The following is a 15,448-nucleotide window of genomic DNA, read 5'->3' on the forward strand; positions in this document are numbered from 1 at the left end:
CCCTTCGATGAGTTTTTTCAATCGAACGCGACTGGCTGTGCGCGTATTTATGGGCTACCATTTTCGCAAATGAACATTCATGTTCGATTTCAAATATAGAAACCAAAAAAGCCCGAGGCCAGCCAATGTCCACCTCTACCTTGCGAACGCCCCCAATCTCCGAGATCTACGATATCGCCGTCATTGGTGGCGGGATCAACGGCGTCGGGATCGCTGCGGATGCCGCCGGTCGCGGGCTTTCGGTGTTCCTTTGCGAAAAAGACGACCTGGCCAGCCACACCTCATCGGCCAGCAGCAAGCTGATCCACGGTGGCCTGCGCTATCTCGAACATTACGAATTCCGTCTGGTGCGTGAAGCGCTGGCCGAACGCGAGGTGCTGCTGGCCAAGGCGCCGCACATCGTCAAGCCGATGCGCTTCGTGTTGCCGCACCGCCCGCACCTGCGCCCGGCGTGGATGATCCGTGCTGGCCTGTTCCTGTATGACAACCTCGGCAAGCGCGAAAAACTGCCAGGCTCGAAAAGCCTGAAGTTCGGCGCCGACAGCGCGCTGAAAAGCGAGATCAAGAAAGGCTTCGAGTATTCCGATTGCTGGGTAGACGATGCCCGCCTCGTGGTGCTGAACGCCATGGCCGCCCGTGAAAAAGGCGCTCATGTACACACCCAGACCCGTTGCGTCAGCGCCCGTCGCACCAAAGGCTTGTGGCATCTGCACCTGGAACGCGCTGACGGCAGCCTGTTTTCGATCACTGCCAAAGCCTTGGTCAACGCGGCCGGTCCGTGGGTCGCCAAGTTCATTCGCGACGATCTGAAAATGGAATCGCCGTATGGCATCCGCCTGATTCAGGGCAGCCACATCATCGTGCCGAAGCTGTACGAAGGCGAGCATGCGCACATTCTGCAAAACGAAGATCAGCGCATCGTTTTCACTATTCCGTACCTGAACCACTTCACGCTGATCGGCACCACCGACCGCGAGTACACCGGTGACCCGGCCAAAGTGGCGATCACCGAAGCTGAAACCGACTATCTGCTGAAAGTGGTCAACGAACATTTCAAGAAACAGCTCAGCCGCGACGACATCCAGCACAGCTACTCGGGCGTACGTCCGTTGTGCAACGACGAATCGGATAATCCATCGGCGGTGACCCGCGACTACACCTTGGCGCTGTCGGGCAACGCGCAGGAAGCCCCATTGCTCTCGGTGTTCGGCGGCAAGTTGACCACCTACCGCAAGCTCGCCGAGTCGGCGATGGCGCAGTTGATGCCGTTCTTCACCCAGATGCGCCCAAGCTGGACCGCCACGGCGACACTGCCCGGCGGCGAAGACATGACCACCCCGCAGGCACTCAGCACGCTGATCCGCGACAAGTTCGATTTCGTCCCGACAGAAATCGCTCGTCGCTGGTCCGTCACCTACGGCAGCCGCACCTGGCGCATGCTCGAAGGTGTGGAAAGTCTGGCTGACATGGGCGAACACATCGGCGGCGGGCTCTACACCCGCGAAGTCGATTATCTGTGCAGCGAAGAGTGGGCGACCACCGCGCACGACATTCTGTGGCGTCGCACCAAGCTCGGGTTGTTCACTACGGCGGACGAGCAGCAGAAGCTGGCGACGTATCTGGGCAAGGTTGAGCAGAACCGCAAGATCGAAGCGGCGTGATGTAAGCGACGCTTGAACGAAAGCCCCTGAATCGAGAGATTCAGGGGCTGTTTGTTTTGTGGGCCCTGCAAAATCTGATGGGGTCAGTCAGATCTTTCCCCCCTCACCCCAACCCTCCCGAAACGTCGGACCGCCCCCAAGGGGTAGAAGGGGAAGGGAGCCGATCGCGGGCTTCTTCAAATCCTGAGTTCGGCTCGGCATCCCAAGTCGGCGTAGATAGCCCAAACAACGCGGTCAACCCCCTCTCCCTCTGGGAGAGGGTTAGGGTGAGGGGCTTTCAGGTCGGCATCACCGAGACAGGTGAAGCAACAGAAAATCAATGAACGCCCGCGACTTGTGCGGCAGGTGCGCTGTGTTGGGAAACACTACATTGATCGACTGTGATGGCAGCGAATAGCCAGGTAGCAGACGCACCAGACGCCCGGAGGCAATATCGTCTTCGACCACCCATGCCGGCAGTACCGAAGCACCCAGCGATGACAAGGTCATCGAACGGATCGCTGTCGAGGAATTCGACTCGAAGTGACTGGTACCGTTGACCTCCACGCTTCGCCCTTGCGCGTCGCGCAACGTCCACTGCGTCGGCGCCTGAAGATTGCTGTTGGCAATCCACGGCAGGTGGTTCAGGTCTTGCGGTTCTGCTACCGGATGGCGGGCGAGAAACGCCTCGGTTGCCACCAGAACAATTTCGTAGTCCGCCAACTTGCGACACTTGAACGCCGAGTCCGCCAGATTACCCAGACGTACCACCAGATCGAGTTTTTCTGCGACCAGGTCATTCAACGAAGAATTAAAGTTGTAGCACAGTCGAATCTCCGGATAGCGCTCGGAAAACAACGGTATCAACGGCAGGATAAACTTCTCGCCGTACTCGCTGGTTGAACTAATCCGTAACTTTCCCGATACCCGGTTATTACCCTTCAATACATTGTCAAAGGCATTGTCGATATCCGCGACAATACCCTTGAACTCTTCATAAAAGTCCTGCCCTATCTCCGTCAGGGCTATGTTGCGGGTATTGCGGATCAGCAACGTCGCCGACAGGACTTCCTCAAGTGCCTTGACATGCAGGCTGGCCATGGCTTTGCTGATGCTGAGGTAATTCGCAGCCTTGGTATAAGAACCAAAATCGACCACCGCGAGAAACGTCTGAACCCGATTAAGGTGAGAGTGCATAACGTGTTGGCTCACTGTTAAATCCTGTCAAACATTGTTTTAAGCATAGTCGTATCGACACTTCGAGTCCACCGCCTCTATCCTGCGCGGCAAAGAGGATATGCAATGAACTATCGCTACAAGATCGCGCTGATCTTTCTGATCGGCTTCTTTATTGACTGTATAAACATATTCATGTCGGCGGTAGCCCTGCCAAGTATATCGGCAACTTTGCAGGTCAGTACTTCATCGGTGGCATGGGTCGCCAATGCTTATATCCTTGGCCTGACCCTGATTATTCCAGTCAGCACCTGGCTGGCCGGACGTTTTGGCAGCCGCGGGATTCTCACGGCGTCGATGCTGGTGTTCACAGGTTCGGTGTGGATGTGCGGGCTGTCGGACAGCTTCCACGAACTGGTTGTCTGGCGCTTCCTGCAGGGAATAGGCGGCGGGTTGTTGATTCCGGTCGGGCAGGCTTTGACCTTCAATCTGTTTCAGGGTGAACAGCGGGCAAAAATTTCCACACTGGTGATGGCCGTCGCACTGATTGCCCCGGCCATCTCACCGACTGTTGGCGGCATTATTGTCGACAGCAGCTCCTGGCGCTGGGTGTTCTACAGCAACATTCCGTTCTCGCTGATCGCCGCCGGGCTGTCGTGGTTCTGGATCAAGGAAAGCAAACCGGCCAGCCTGCCCCGCCCGGACATCAAAGGCCTGTTGCTGGTCAGCGCCGCACTCGCCAGCCTGCTGATGGGCATGTCGCTGTACGGTGGCGATTACCCGGCGCTGGTCGCGCTGATCTGCGTCGCGGCCGGTCTGCTGTTCATCGCGCTGTACCTGCTGCACTACCGCCGCTGCAGCAATGCGATCATTGAATTGAGCCTGCTCAAAAGCAAAAAGCTCAGCACCTCGATCCTCATCTATTACGCGATTCCCGGTGTGTTCACCGGGGTCAATCTGATGAGCATTTTCTTCCTGCAGGACACCCTGCATTTCAGCGCCCGCCTGACCGGCATGTTCATGATTGTCTATGCCATCGGCGCGTTCATCGCCATGACGATTTGCGGCCGGGTCTACAACAGCATCGGCGCCAGGTGTCTGTTCACCTCAGGAATGCTGCTGCACAGCGCCGGTATCGCCACGCTGATACTGGTCAACGACCCGGCGGACCTGTGGGTGATTGTCATCGCTTACAGCTTGATGGGCATTGGCGGCGGCATCGGTGCCAACACTGCGCAAACCACCTCGCTGATGGACTTTGCCGGCGCTGATACGCACAAGGCCAGCGTGATCTGGAACATCAACCGGCAGATGTCGTTCAGCCTGGGTGCCGCGTTGTTTCTGATGATTTTCAACGTGCTGCTCAAGCAATTCGAAATCACCGCGGCCTATCACGCCACCTTCGCACTGGCGGCACTGATCGGGCTGTTCCCGCTTTTTCAAATGAGCCAATTGAATCCTCCAAAGGAATGCCATGAACAACAACCTGGTTGAACAAGCCCGCCACAGCATTCACCGCGTGCACGAACTGATTCAGCAGGTTTTCACCGATGCCGACGGCACGGGTGAAGCCGCTCTCGAACCGCTGATGGCTGTGTTTGCCGAACATTTCAGCATGGTCACCACTTCAGCCGCCGTCATTGGCCGCGAGCAGGTCGCGCAGTTGTTCAGCGGTGCGGTCGGCGCCCGTAAAGGTCTGGAGATTGTGATCGAGGATCTGCACACGGTATGGCAGGAAGGCACGACCGTGGCGCTGCGCTACAAGGAAACCCATCGACTCCATCAGTTGGAAACGTCCCGCGTCTCGGTGGCTATCGTGCGTCTCCACCACCATGACGTTCGATGGCTGTACCTGCACGAAACACCGATCAGCGTGGAACAGCCGGCATGAAGTACACCGTCACCCAGTGCCGCATGTTGTCGCCGTCCATCAAGGAAATCACCGTTCAAGGGCCAGCACATCAGCCCGACACGCCGCATGGCGGTGCGCATTTCAAATGGTTGATTCCCGCTCTGGACGAGTGGCGCCATTACTCGACCGTGCACATCGACGCGGCCGACGAGGGCCGATTGACCTTCGCCATCCGTCTTGCGCCGGATACCGTCAGCAGTTCGTACATTCGCAACCTGAGTGTCGGCGACGGCGTCGAGCTGGAGGGCCCGTTCAATACCTTTGATTATCCACTCGACGCCGAGCAGGGTCGCGACATCGCCATTGCCGGCGGCATCGGCATCACGCCGCTGACCGGCATCCTGCGCCACTTGTCCTCGCTCAAGCGCACGCCACTGCTGCATTACTTTGCCAAGAGCCGCGACGACGCCGCCTATGTCGAACTTCTGCAAACGCAACTGCAGGAACGCCTGCAACTGCACCTGTCAGGCAGTCGGCCAACAATCAGTCAGGTGCTGGCTGACCTCACCCCGCAAGACCGACTGTATGTCTGCGGCCCGGCCGCGATGCTCAGTGAAGTCCTCACTCATGCCCAAACCGCCGGGTTGCCGCGCGAACGCGTTTATCTGGAAGTGTTCAACGTAGCAGCGGACAGCGACGCCCAAGGCTGCGTGATCGAGGCCGCTGATTCCGGCATGAGCATCCACGTCGGCCCGCAGCAGTCGCTGCTTGAAGCTCTCGAAGCCGCCGGCCTCGACCCGCTCTATGACTGCCGGCGCGGCGAGTGCGGCGTGTGTGCGCTGGACGTACTGGAAGGCGAAGTCGAGCACCGCGATTTCATCATGAGCGAACAGGAAGCGGCTTGCAGCGCACGGATCTACCCCTGCGTTTCGCGAGCGAAAAGCCCTCGCCTGAAGCTGGCAATCTGAAGAGGACACTGCGTTGGACAATTACTTCAATGGCAGAGAAGTGCATAAATCCCTGTTCCTCGATCAGGCGCTTTTCGAACAGGAACAGCAGCGCGTGTTCGCCGCGAGCTGGTGTTACCTGGGCCACGACAGCCTGATCCCCGAAACCGGCGACTATTTCACCACCACCCTGGCCGCGCAGCCGCTGGCGATGGTGCGGCAGAAGAACGGCGCAATCGTCGTGCTGCACAACCGCTGCCCGCACAAAGGCGTGAAAGTCCTCGCTGAAGCGCGCGGCAACGTTGGCCGCTTCATGCGCTGTCCGTACCACGCCTGGACATTCAAGACTGACGGCGAACTGCTGAGCATTCCGGTGAAAAAGGAATACGACGACTGCGACCTCAGCAGTTGTGCCGCGCACAAAGGCATGCGTCCCGTGACGGCGGTGCACAACTATCGCGGCTTCGTGTTTGTCCGTCTGACGGAAGAGGGCATCGGCTTCGAGGCGTTTTTCGGTGAGTCGCTGTCGACGCTGGACAACATGGTCATGCGGTCGCCGCAAGGCCAATTGAAGATCATCGGCCAGCCGCTGCTGCATCGCCATCGCTGCAACTGGAAGATGGTCGTCGACAATCAGACTGATACCTGCCACCCGATGATCGCCCACGAGTCTTCGGCCGGCGAAGCGATACGTCTGTGGCAGGAAACCGGCGATCAGGGCAAGCCGCCGATGGCGGTCGAGTTGTTCTCGCCATTCATGGCGTCTTACGATTTTTTCGCCGGCATGGGCATTCGCGTCTGGCCCAACGGGCACGGACACACCGGCGTCAGCAATTCGATTCACAAGGCTTACACCGACATTCCCGGTTACTGGGAGGCGATGGTCGAAAGCTACGGTGAAGAGCAGGCCCGGGCGATCCTCGACGACACTCGCCACAACACCGTGTATTTCCCCAACCTGATGGTCAAGGGACCGATCCAGACGCTGCGCGTGATCAAACCGGTCAACGCCCGCGAAACCATCGTTGAATCGTGGATTTTCGAGCTGCAGGGCGCGCCCGTGCAGTTGCTGGAAAGAACCGTGCAGTACAACAACCTGATCAACTCGCCATGCTCGATGGTCGCCCACGACGACGTGGAAATGTACGAACGGGCCATGGAAGGCCTGAGCAGCGACGCCAACGACTGGGTCAACGTCGCCCGCCTGTTCAGCCCGAATGAATCCTATGCGCAGACCCACGTGGTGTCCGGCACCAGCGAAATGGCCATGCGTAATTTCTATAACAGTTGGCAGCACTTGATGCAGGACGACCATGCAACCCGATCAATCTAATCACCGCGCCATCGAGCAATTGATCGAGACCGAGTTGCACTTGCTCGACCAGCAGGATTTCGACGCCTGGCAACAACTGCTCAGTGATGATTACCACTACTGGATCCCGATGACTCGCGAGCAACGCAGCCCGCTGCACGAATCGTCGCTGGTGTATGAAGACCGCTTCCTGACCACGCTGCGAATCAACCGGCTGGCCAATGCGCGCAACTTTTCCCAGCAGCCCAGGAGCCGCAGCCTGCATATCGCCCAGCGCCCGCGCATCACGCTTGAGCAAGCTTCGCCAAGCGCCTTCGCCAGCTCCAACATGCTCTATTGCGAGGCTCGCGGCGACAGCGAATGGCACTACCCGGTCACCGTCGAATATCAACTGGTCAACCTCGATGGCTGCTGGAAAATCCAGGGCAAGAAAATCCTCTTGCTCAACCCCGCGCGTGCCCTCGAAAGCCTGCAACTCATCATCTGATCGATCGAGAATTTTCTTTTGAACGCTATCCCCAACGGCTGCAAACAGGCGCCCACCTGCCTGTCTTTTCCCTACGTCGATCTGCTGTATGACTACGGTCAGTTTCTGCGCAACGCCCACAGCGCCGTCGGCTGCCTGCCACCGCACAGCGCTGAAAAACACATCGGCATTGTCGGCGCCGGCTTGACCGGGCTGGTGGCGGCTTATGAATTGCTGCGTGCCGGCGCACGCCGCGTGACCCTGTTCGAAGCTGAAGAACAGCACGTCGGTGGACGCTTTCTGACTCAGTGCTTTGATCCGGCTCATCCGCAATTCATCGCGGAAATGGGTGCCATGCGGTTTCCTCCGAGCGAAGTCGGACTGTTCCATTACTTGCAGCGCTTCGGCATTGAGACCACCGAAGCGTTTCCCGATCCGGGCGTAGTCGACACTGAAATCCATTACCGTGACCAAACCCATCACTGGGCGGCGATGCAGGCACCGCCGGCGCTGTTCAGCACCGTGCATCAAGGCTGGAACGCGTTTCTCAGTCAAGGCGTCACCCTTGACGACGGCACCTGTCTAGCCCCGCCCCTGCTGCTGACAGAACTGCTGAAACAGCACAACTACGCCGAGGTGCGACCGGAATGGCAACGCTATCTGGATTGCTTCGGCGACAGCTCGTTCTATTCGGCAATGGTGCGCATCTTCACCGGCATTAATCCTCCCGGTGGCAAGCCGTGGCGCAAACCCGAAGACTTCCACTTGTTCGGCTCGCTGGGCATTGGTTCGGGCGGTTTTCAATCGGTGTACCGCGCTTCATTCACGGAAATCCTGCGCTTGGTGGTCAATGCGCTGGAGGTCAATCAGCGCTTGGTGCCCAACGGAATTTCAAGCCTGACCGATCGGATTGCCGACACCTCGTTCAATGGCATTGCGCTGCGCGACATGATCTGCCGCACACGCATCGAATCGATCAACAAAGGCGCGAACGGCGAGATTCTGCTGGCCGGCAGCAACGGCGAAACCTATGCCTGCGACCGGGTGATCACCACCACCACGACCCGCGCCCTGCAGGTAAACCTCAAACTCACGCAGAATCAGGCATTCGTGAACCGCGATGTCGCGCGGGCGATCAATGAAACGCACATGGTCGGCTCGTCCAAGCTGTTCATCCTGACCAGGGACAAGTTCTGGCTCAAGCACGGTTTGCCACAGAACATCCAGACCGACACCCTGGTCAAGGGCGTGTACTGCCTCGACTACGCGCCACACGACCCTGACGCCTGGGGCGTGGTACTGATCAGTTACACCTGGGAAGACGACTCGCACAAAATGGTGTCGATGAAGAACAAGGTGCAACGCTGCCTGCGACTCGTCGATGAGCTGGCGATGAGCGCACCGGAATTTGCCAGCCACCTGCTCCCGCTCGACGGTGACTACCAGCGCTACGTGCTGGAGTACGACTGGCTGACCGACCCACATGCACTGGGCGCCTTCAAACTGAATTTTCCCGGCGACGACATCTACTCGGAGCGCCTGTTCTATCAATTCCGCACCGCACTCGATCCGCAGCAGGATACCGGTTTGTATCTGGCCGGTTGCGGCGCCTCGTTCACCGGTGGCTGGGCGGAGGGCGCGATCCAAACCGCGCTCAATGGTGCCTGTGCAGTGATCAGCAGTCTGGGCGGTGATCTGATTGCGGGTAACCCGCTCGACGACTTGCACTCGCAGTACCGCTACTGCTGACCCAACTCCTTCCAGCGTCGAGAACCCTCCATGTACAGCCAGCTTTCCATTGAACAGCTCGTCAACGGATTTCGCAGTGGCCAACACTGCCCGAACACCTGGCAGCGCGCCCTGCGCGAGCGCCATGTGCACTTGCAACACCTGAACAGTTTCATCACCTTCGACCCGACGGCGCTCACCCGCGCCGCTGATACCGGCAGCGCACTGTATGGCCTGCCGGTGTCGTTCAAGGACAACATCAACGTCAGCGGCCTGCCGACCACCGCCGGTACGCCCGGGCTGGCCGACTATGTCCCGCAGGCCGATGCCGGCATCGTCGAGCGCTTCCGGCAACTGGGCGCGCAGATCATGGGCAAGAACAACATGCACGAACTGTCGTTCGGCGTGACCTCGGCCAACCATACCCACGGTGCCGTGAGCAACCCGGTCAACCAACGCCACAGTGCCGGCGGCAGCAGTGGCGGTTGTGCTGCGGCGGTCGCTGCCGGACTGGTGGCGTGCGCGGTCGGCACCGACACCGGCGGGTCGGTGCGCATACCGGCGGCGTTCTGCGGCATCGTCGGTTATCGCCCCACCACCGGCGTTTATCCGGTCGACGGCATCGTCCCGGTGTCGCAAACCAAAGACACCCCGGGCCTGCTGACCCGCACCGTGGAGGATTGCCAGTTCGTTCACGCACAATTGACCGGTAGTTTTCATCAGCCTGAAACCCGGCCGTTGCGCATCGGCATCCCGGAGGGTTTTCTCTGGACCGATCTCGCCGACAACGTGCAGCGCGATTGCCGCGCAGCCATCGATACCCTCGCCGAGCACGGTGCGATCATCGTGCCGGTCGATGATGCCGTGATTGGCGAGATCAACGAGAGCATTCAGTTTCCGTTGCCGATCTTTGAATTTTTCATCGATTTTCCACGGTTTCTGATGAAAGGAGGCCGCGGCGAGCAGTTCCTCGACATCCTCGCGCAGATCCGCGATCCGGCGATCAAGAAAATCCTCACCGCCCAATTGGAAAGCCCTGCGATTTCATACACCGACTACGTGCAGGCACTGATGAGCAAACTGCGTCTGGAACAGCAATACCGCGCCCTTTTCACTCGTCATCGACTGGATCTGCTGGCCTACCCGACCGTCACTTGCAGTGCACCGCTGCTCAGCGATTGCCCGAATGAAGGCCACTTCGAAACCTTCGTGCGCAATACCGACCCGGCGAGCAACCTGGCGGCGCCGAGCATCAGTGTTCCGGTGGCGGCGGCAGGTGCGTTGCCGGTGGGCCTGTCGTTCGATGCGCTCCCAGGCCAGGACGACTTTTTACTGGCGAACGTGCGGTATCTGATGCGCCTGCTACAGAGCGGTTAAACCACGATCCCTATGGGAGCGAGCCTGCTCGCGAAAGCGTCGTGCCAGTCAACCCTCACTTCGTCTGCCACACCGCCTTCGCGAGCAGGCTCGCTCCCACAGGGGATGTGTGTTGATGCGTTCATAACCCTTCAATTTGCGGGCCCTGCCATGCGTGTCACTTCAATGTCTTCCACACCCGCTGCCGAACGCACGCCCTCGATCATTGGCGGCGCCATGATCATCGGTGGCACCATCGTCGGGGCGGGCATGTTCTCGCTGCCGGTGATCATGTCCGGGCTGTGGTTCTACGGCTCGGTCGCCGTGCTGCTGTTTGCCTGGTTCTGCACCTTGCACTCCGGGCTGATGATTCTTGAGGCCAACCTCAATTACCGCGAAGGCTCGAGTTTTTCCACGATCACCCGCGATCTGCTCGGTCGTGGCTGGAGCCGCTTGAATGGCTTGAGCATCGTGTTTGTGCTGTACACGCTGACCTACGCTTATATTTCCGCCAGTGGATCGGTCATTCATCACACCGCGCAAACGATGGGTGTCGAGTTTTCATCACGCGCCGGTGGCCTGCTGTTCACCCTGATGGTGGCGTTCATCATCTGGCTCAGCACGACCGCAGTGAGCCGCATGACCACGCTGGTGTTCGGAGCAAAGATTCTCGCGTTTTTTCTGACCTTCGGCGGTTTGCTGGGGCATGTGCAAAGCACTACGCTGCTCGATCTGACCAGCGCCGAAAGTCATTACTGGCCTTATCTGCTGGTCACGCTGCCCTTTTGCCTGACCTCGTTCGGTTTCCACGGCAACGTGCCCAGCCTGATGAAACACTACGGCAAGGATCCGCAGCGTATCCGTGCCTGTCTGGTCAGCGGCACGCTGGTCGCACTGCTGCTGTACCTGGTGTGGATGCTGTGCAGCATGGGCAACATTCCCCGGGATGCGTTCAAGGACATCGCCCAGCGCGGCGGCAATATCGATGTGCTGATCAACGCATTGGGCTCCCGGCTCGACAGCGCCAACATTGATCTGCTGCTGACGTTTTTCTCCAACTTCGCCGTGGCCTGCTCGTTTCTCGGGGTAACCCTCGGTCTGTTCGATTATCTGGCCGATGTGCTGGGGTTTGACGACAGCCCCGGCGGTCGCTTGCAAACCGCCATCGCGACGTTTGCACCGCCGATGTTCTGCGCTTTTATCTGGTCGGAAGGTTTTCTGCACGCCATCGGTTTCGCCGGACTGGCCGCTACCTTGTGGGCGGTCATCACCCCGGCGCTGCTGGCACGCGCATCACGCAAACGCTTCGGTAGCCCACGCTATCGGGTGTGGGGCGGTACGCCGATGATCGCGCTGGTGCTGTCGTTCGGGGGGATATGCGCGCTATCGCATCTTCTGTTTGTATTCGGGTGGCTGCCTGTGTGGCGGTAAGGCGTGGCGTTCGGTTTTCCGAACGAGACTCTTTGGTCGATTCGGTAAACCGGATCAGTCCTTCACAAAAAAACCATCACAAAACTTTAATAACGTTATAAAACAGCCAGTTAACCATCGGCGACTGCTCTGGCACGACTCATGCTCTACACTCTCTCGACGAATGCCCGCTGAGCCAACACTTCAGGAGCCGTCAGGCATTCGAAGCACAAAAGGGCCGACAAACTGGCTCCATAAAAAAAACAATGTCGAGGAAAATTTGATGCGCATCGTTCCCCATATCCTGGGCGCAGCCATTGCTGTAGCTCTGATCAGCACGCCAGTTTTCGCCGCCGAACTCACCGGCACCCTGAAGAAAATCAACGATTCGGGCACCATCACGCTCGCTCACCGCGACAGCTCAATTCCGTTTTCCTACATTGCAGATGCTTCTGGCAAACCAGTGGGTTACTCCCACGACATTCAGGTGGCGATCGTTGAAGCCCTGAAAAAAGACCTGAACAAGCCAGACCTGCAGGTCAAGTACAACCTGGTGACCTCGCAAACCCGTATCCCGCTGATCCAGAACGGCACCGCGGACATCGAGTGTGGTTCCACCACCAACAACACCGAACGCGCCCAGCAGGTCGACTTCACCGTCAACATCTTCGAAATCGGCACCCGTCTGCTGGTCAAGAAAGACAAGGAAGGCAAGCCGTCCTATAACGACTTCGCTGACCTCAAGGGCAAAAACGTCGTGACCACCGCTGGCACCACGTCCGAGCGCATCATCAAAGCGATGAACGCTGACAAGCAGATGGGCATGAACATCATCTCCGCCAAAGACCACGGCGAGTCCTTCAACATGCTCGAAAGCGGCCGCGCCGTTGCCTTCATGATGGACGACGCCCTGCTGGCCGGTGAAGAAGCCAAGGCCAAGAAGCCGACTGACTGGGTCATCACCGGTACCCCGCAATCCTTCGAAGCCTATGCCTGCATGGTTCGCAAAGGCGACGCGCCGTTCAAGAAAGCCGTCGATGACGCCATTGTCGGCCTGTACAAGTCTGGCGAGATCAACAAGATCTACAGCAAGTGGTTCGAAAGCCCGATCCCGCCAAAAGGCCTGAACCTGAACTTCCCGATGAGCGACAAGGTAAAGGATCTGATCGCCAACCCGAGCGACAAGCCTGCGCCTGACGTGAAAATCTGATTCCTGACTAACCTTATCGTCTGAGGGAGCGACCTCCCTCAGACGTCTGTTACTGCCTGCTGGCTTTGCTGTGGAACACTCGACCTGGCGGTTTTCGAGCCGATCGTGTGTGCCTGACGTTCAACGTCAGGTGGGAAAGGATTTTCCCCAAGCGGGTGCTTGTACATCGATCGATTTCGAGGGGAGACCCTAATGAATTACAACTGGGACTGGGGCGTGTTCTTCAAGTCCACTGGCGTTGGCAGCGAGACCTATCTCGACTGGTACATCGCCGGTCTGGGCTGGACCATCGGCATCGCTGTCGTGGCATGGATCATCGCTCTGCTGCTGGGCTCCATTCTGGGGGTCATGCGCACTGTGCCAAACCGCATCGTAGCGGGCATCGCGACCTGCTACGTCGAGCTGTTTCGTAACGTGCCGCTGCTGGTTCAGCTGTTCATCTGGTACTTTCTGGTGCCCGACTTGCTGCCGCAGAACCTGCAGGACTGGTACAAGCAAGACCTCAACCCGACCACCTCGGCGTACCTGAGCGTTGTCGTGTGCCTGGGTCTGTTCACCGCTGCCCGTGTCTGCGAGCAGGTGCGCACCGGTATCCAGGCGCTGCCACGCGGCCAGGAAGCCGCCGCCCGCGCGATGGGTTTCAAGCTGCCGCAGATCTACTGGAACGTGCTGCTGCCGCAGGCGTACCGGATCATCATTCCGCCGCTCACCTCGGAATTCCTCAACGTCTTCAAGAACTCCTCCGTGGCGTCCCTGATCGGCTTGATGGAACTGCTGGCGCAAACCAAACAGACCGCCGAGTTCTCGGCCAACCTGTTTGAAGCCTTCACCCTGGCCACGCTGATCTACTTCACCCTGAACATGAGCCTGATGTTGCTGATGCGCATGGTCGAGAAGAAAGTCGCCGTGCCCGGCCTGATCTCCGTGGGGGGTAAATAATGGACTTCGATTTCAGCGGCATCATCCCCGCGATCCCGGGCCTGTGGAACGGCATGGTCATGACCTTGCAGTTGATGGTCATGGGCGTGATCGGCGGCATCGTGCTCGGCACGATCCTGGCGCTGATGCGCCTGTCGTCAAGCAAACTGCTGTCGAACATTGCCGGCGCGTACGTCAACTATTTCCGTTCGATCCCGCTGCTGCTGGTGATCACCTGGTTCTACCTGGCGGTGCCGTTCGTGCTGCGCTGGATCACCGGCGAAGACACGCCGATCGGTGCATTCACCTCGTGCGTCGTGGCCTTCATGATGTTCGAAGCGGCGTATTTCTGTGAAATCGTCCGGGCCGGCGTGCAGTCGATACCCAAAGGCCAGATGGCCGCCGCGCAAGCGATGGGCATGACCTACGGCCAGACCATGCGCCTGATCATCCTGCCCCAGGCGTTCCGCAAGATGACGCCGTTGCTGCTGCAACAGAGCATCATCCTGTTCCAGGACACCTCGCTGGTCTACACCGTGGGCCTGGTCGACTTCCTCAACTCCGCGCGCTCGAACGGCGACATCATCGGCCGTTCCAACGAGTTCCTGATCTTCGCCGGTGTCGTCTACTTCATCATCAGCTTTTCCGCCTCGCTGCTGGTCAAGCGTCTGCAAAAAAGGTTCGCCGTATGATCTCTATCAAGAACATCAACAAGTGGTATGGGGACTTCCAGGTGCTGACTGATTGCAGCACCGAGGTCAAGAAAGGCGAAGTGATCGTGGTCTGCGGCCCGTCGGGCTCGGGCAAATCGACGCTGATCAAGTGCGTCAACGCACTGGAGCCGTTCCAGAAAGGCGATATCGTCGTCGACGGCACGTCGATTGCCGACCCGAAGACCAACCTGCCGAAACTGCGCTCGCGCGTGGGCATGGTGTTCCAGCATTTCGAATTGTTCCCGCACCTGACCATCACCGAAAACCTGACCATCGCGCAGATCAAGGTGCTGGGTCGCAGCAAGGAAGAGGCGACCAAAAAAGGTCTGCAACTGCTTGAGCGTGTCGGCCTCTCGGCACATGCCCACAAGCATCCGGGGCAGTTGTCCGGTGGCCAGCAGCAGCGTGTGGCGATTGCCCGTGCGCTGGCGATGGACCCGATCGTCATGCTGTTCGACGAACCGACCTCGGCGCTCGACCCGGAAATGGTCAACGAAGTGCTCGACGTGATGGTGCAACTGGCCCACGAAGGCATGACCATGATGTGCGTGACCCACGAAATGGGCTTCGCCCGTAAAGTGGCCGACCGCGTGATCTTCATGGACGCCGGCAAGATCATCGAAGACTGCCCGAAAGAGGAATTCTTCGGCGACATCAGCGCCCGCTCCGAACGCGCACAGCACTTCCTCGAGAAAATCCTGCAGCATTAAAAAGCGTCGC

Annotated in this window: 14 protein-coding genes; 13 read left to right on the top strand and 1 reads right to left on the bottom strand. The window is 58.8% G+C overall.

Annotated features, from left to right (window positions below):
- Positions 1-125: 125 nt before the first annotated feature.
- Positions 126-1,661, top strand: coding sequence for a glycerol-3-phosphate dehydrogenase (glpD, locus tag ACGSLL_RS13730; RefSeq protein ID WP_394506610.1), 1,536 nt, complete (start codon positions 126-128; stop codon positions 1,659-1,661).
- A 288-nt stretch (positions 1,662-1,949) separates the two neighbouring features.
- Here glpD and ACGSLL_RS13735 read toward each other — a convergent pair whose 3' ends face one another.
- The gene (locus ACGSLL_RS13735; protein WP_394506885.1) at positions 1,950-2,837 is read right to left on the bottom strand and encodes a LysR family transcriptional regulator; all 888 of its coding nucleotides are present in this window, start codon (positions 2,835-2,837) and stop codon (positions 1,950-1,952) included.
- A gap of 105 nt (positions 2,838-2,942) precedes the next feature.
- Here ACGSLL_RS13735 and ACGSLL_RS13740 point away from each other — a divergent pair, with 105 nt between their 5' ends.
- From ACGSLL_RS13740 to ACGSLL_RS13795, 12 genes are all read left to right on the top strand, one after another.
- A complete protein-coding gene (locus ACGSLL_RS13740; RefSeq protein ID WP_394506612.1) occupies positions 2,943-4,310 on the top strand; it encodes an MFS transporter in 1,368 nt (455 codons plus the stop codon).
- Positions 4,291-4,707 carry a DUF4440 domain-containing protein gene (locus tag ACGSLL_RS13745; RefSeq protein WP_394506614.1) on the top strand — a complete coding sequence of 139 codons (417 nt, stop codon included), beginning with the start codon at positions 4,291-4,293 and terminating at the stop codon, positions 4,705-4,707. Before ACGSLL_RS13740 ends, ACGSLL_RS13745 begins: the two co-directional genes overlap by 20 nt.
- The gene (locus tag ACGSLL_RS13750) at positions 4,704-5,636 is read left to right on the top strand and encodes a flavin reductase family protein (RefSeq protein ID WP_394506616.1); all 933 of its coding nucleotides are present in this window, start codon (positions 4,704-4,706) and stop codon (positions 5,634-5,636) included. The genes ACGSLL_RS13745 and ACGSLL_RS13750 overlap by 4 nt, the downstream gene beginning before the upstream one ends.
- 13 nt (positions 5,637-5,649) lie before the next feature.
- Positions 5,650-6,948, top strand: coding sequence for a Rieske 2Fe-2S domain-containing protein (locus ACGSLL_RS13755; RefSeq protein WP_394506618.1), 1,299 nt, complete (start codon positions 5,650-5,652; stop codon positions 6,946-6,948).
- Positions 6,929-7,414, top strand: coding sequence for an aromatic-ring-hydroxylating dioxygenase subunit beta (locus ACGSLL_RS13760; RefSeq protein ID WP_394506620.1), 486 nt, complete (start codon positions 6,929-6,931; stop codon positions 7,412-7,414). The genes ACGSLL_RS13755 and ACGSLL_RS13760 overlap by 20 nt, the downstream gene beginning before the upstream one ends.
- 18 nt (positions 7,415-7,432) lie before the next feature.
- Complete coding sequence (locus ACGSLL_RS13765) at positions 7,433-9,142, top strand: NAD(P)/FAD-dependent oxidoreductase (RefSeq protein WP_394506622.1); 1,710 nt, start codon at positions 7,433-7,435, stop codon at positions 9,140-9,142.
- A gap of 30 nt (positions 9,143-9,172) precedes the next feature.
- Positions 9,173-10,498: an amidase family protein gene (locus ACGSLL_RS13770; protein WP_394506624.1), complete on the top strand. Its 1,326-nt coding sequence runs from the start codon at positions 9,173-9,175 to the stop codon at positions 10,496-10,498.
- 150 nt (positions 10,499-10,648) lie between these two features.
- Positions 10,649-11,908 carry a tryptophan permease gene (gene mtr / locus ACGSLL_RS13775; RefSeq protein WP_394506626.1) on the top strand — a complete coding sequence of 420 codons (1,260 nt, stop codon included), beginning with the start codon at positions 10,649-10,651 and terminating at the stop codon, positions 11,906-11,908.
- Between the two features lie 262 nt (positions 11,909-12,170).
- Positions 12,171-13,097: a glutamate/aspartate ABC transporter substrate-binding protein gene (locus ACGSLL_RS13780; protein ID WP_394506628.1), complete on the top strand. Its 927-nt coding sequence runs from the start codon at positions 12,171-12,173 to the stop codon at positions 13,095-13,097.
- Positions 13,098-13,289: 192 nt separating this feature from the next.
- Positions 13,290-14,036 carry an amino acid ABC transporter permease gene (locus tag ACGSLL_RS13785; protein WP_090285893.1) on the top strand — a complete coding sequence of 249 codons (747 nt, stop codon included), beginning with the start codon at positions 13,290-13,292 and terminating at the stop codon, positions 14,034-14,036.
- Positions 14,036-14,707 carry an amino acid ABC transporter permease gene (locus tag ACGSLL_RS13790; RefSeq protein WP_039758394.1) on the top strand — a complete coding sequence of 224 codons (672 nt, stop codon included), beginning with the start codon at positions 14,036-14,038 and terminating at the stop codon, positions 14,705-14,707. The genes ACGSLL_RS13785 and ACGSLL_RS13790 overlap by 1 nt, the downstream gene beginning before the upstream one ends.
- Complete coding sequence (locus ACGSLL_RS13795; protein ID WP_007916729.1) at positions 14,704-15,438, top strand: amino acid ABC transporter ATP-binding protein; 735 nt, start codon at positions 14,704-14,706, stop codon at positions 15,436-15,438. The genes ACGSLL_RS13790 and ACGSLL_RS13795 overlap by 4 nt, the downstream gene beginning before the upstream one ends.
- The last annotated feature ends 10 nt before the right edge of the window (positions 15,439-15,448 follow it).

Source organism: Pseudomonas retamae (assembly GCF_043496865.1).
Taxonomy (GTDB): Bacteria; Pseudomonadota; Gammaproteobacteria; order Pseudomonadales; family Pseudomonadaceae; genus Aquipseudomonas; species Aquipseudomonas retamae.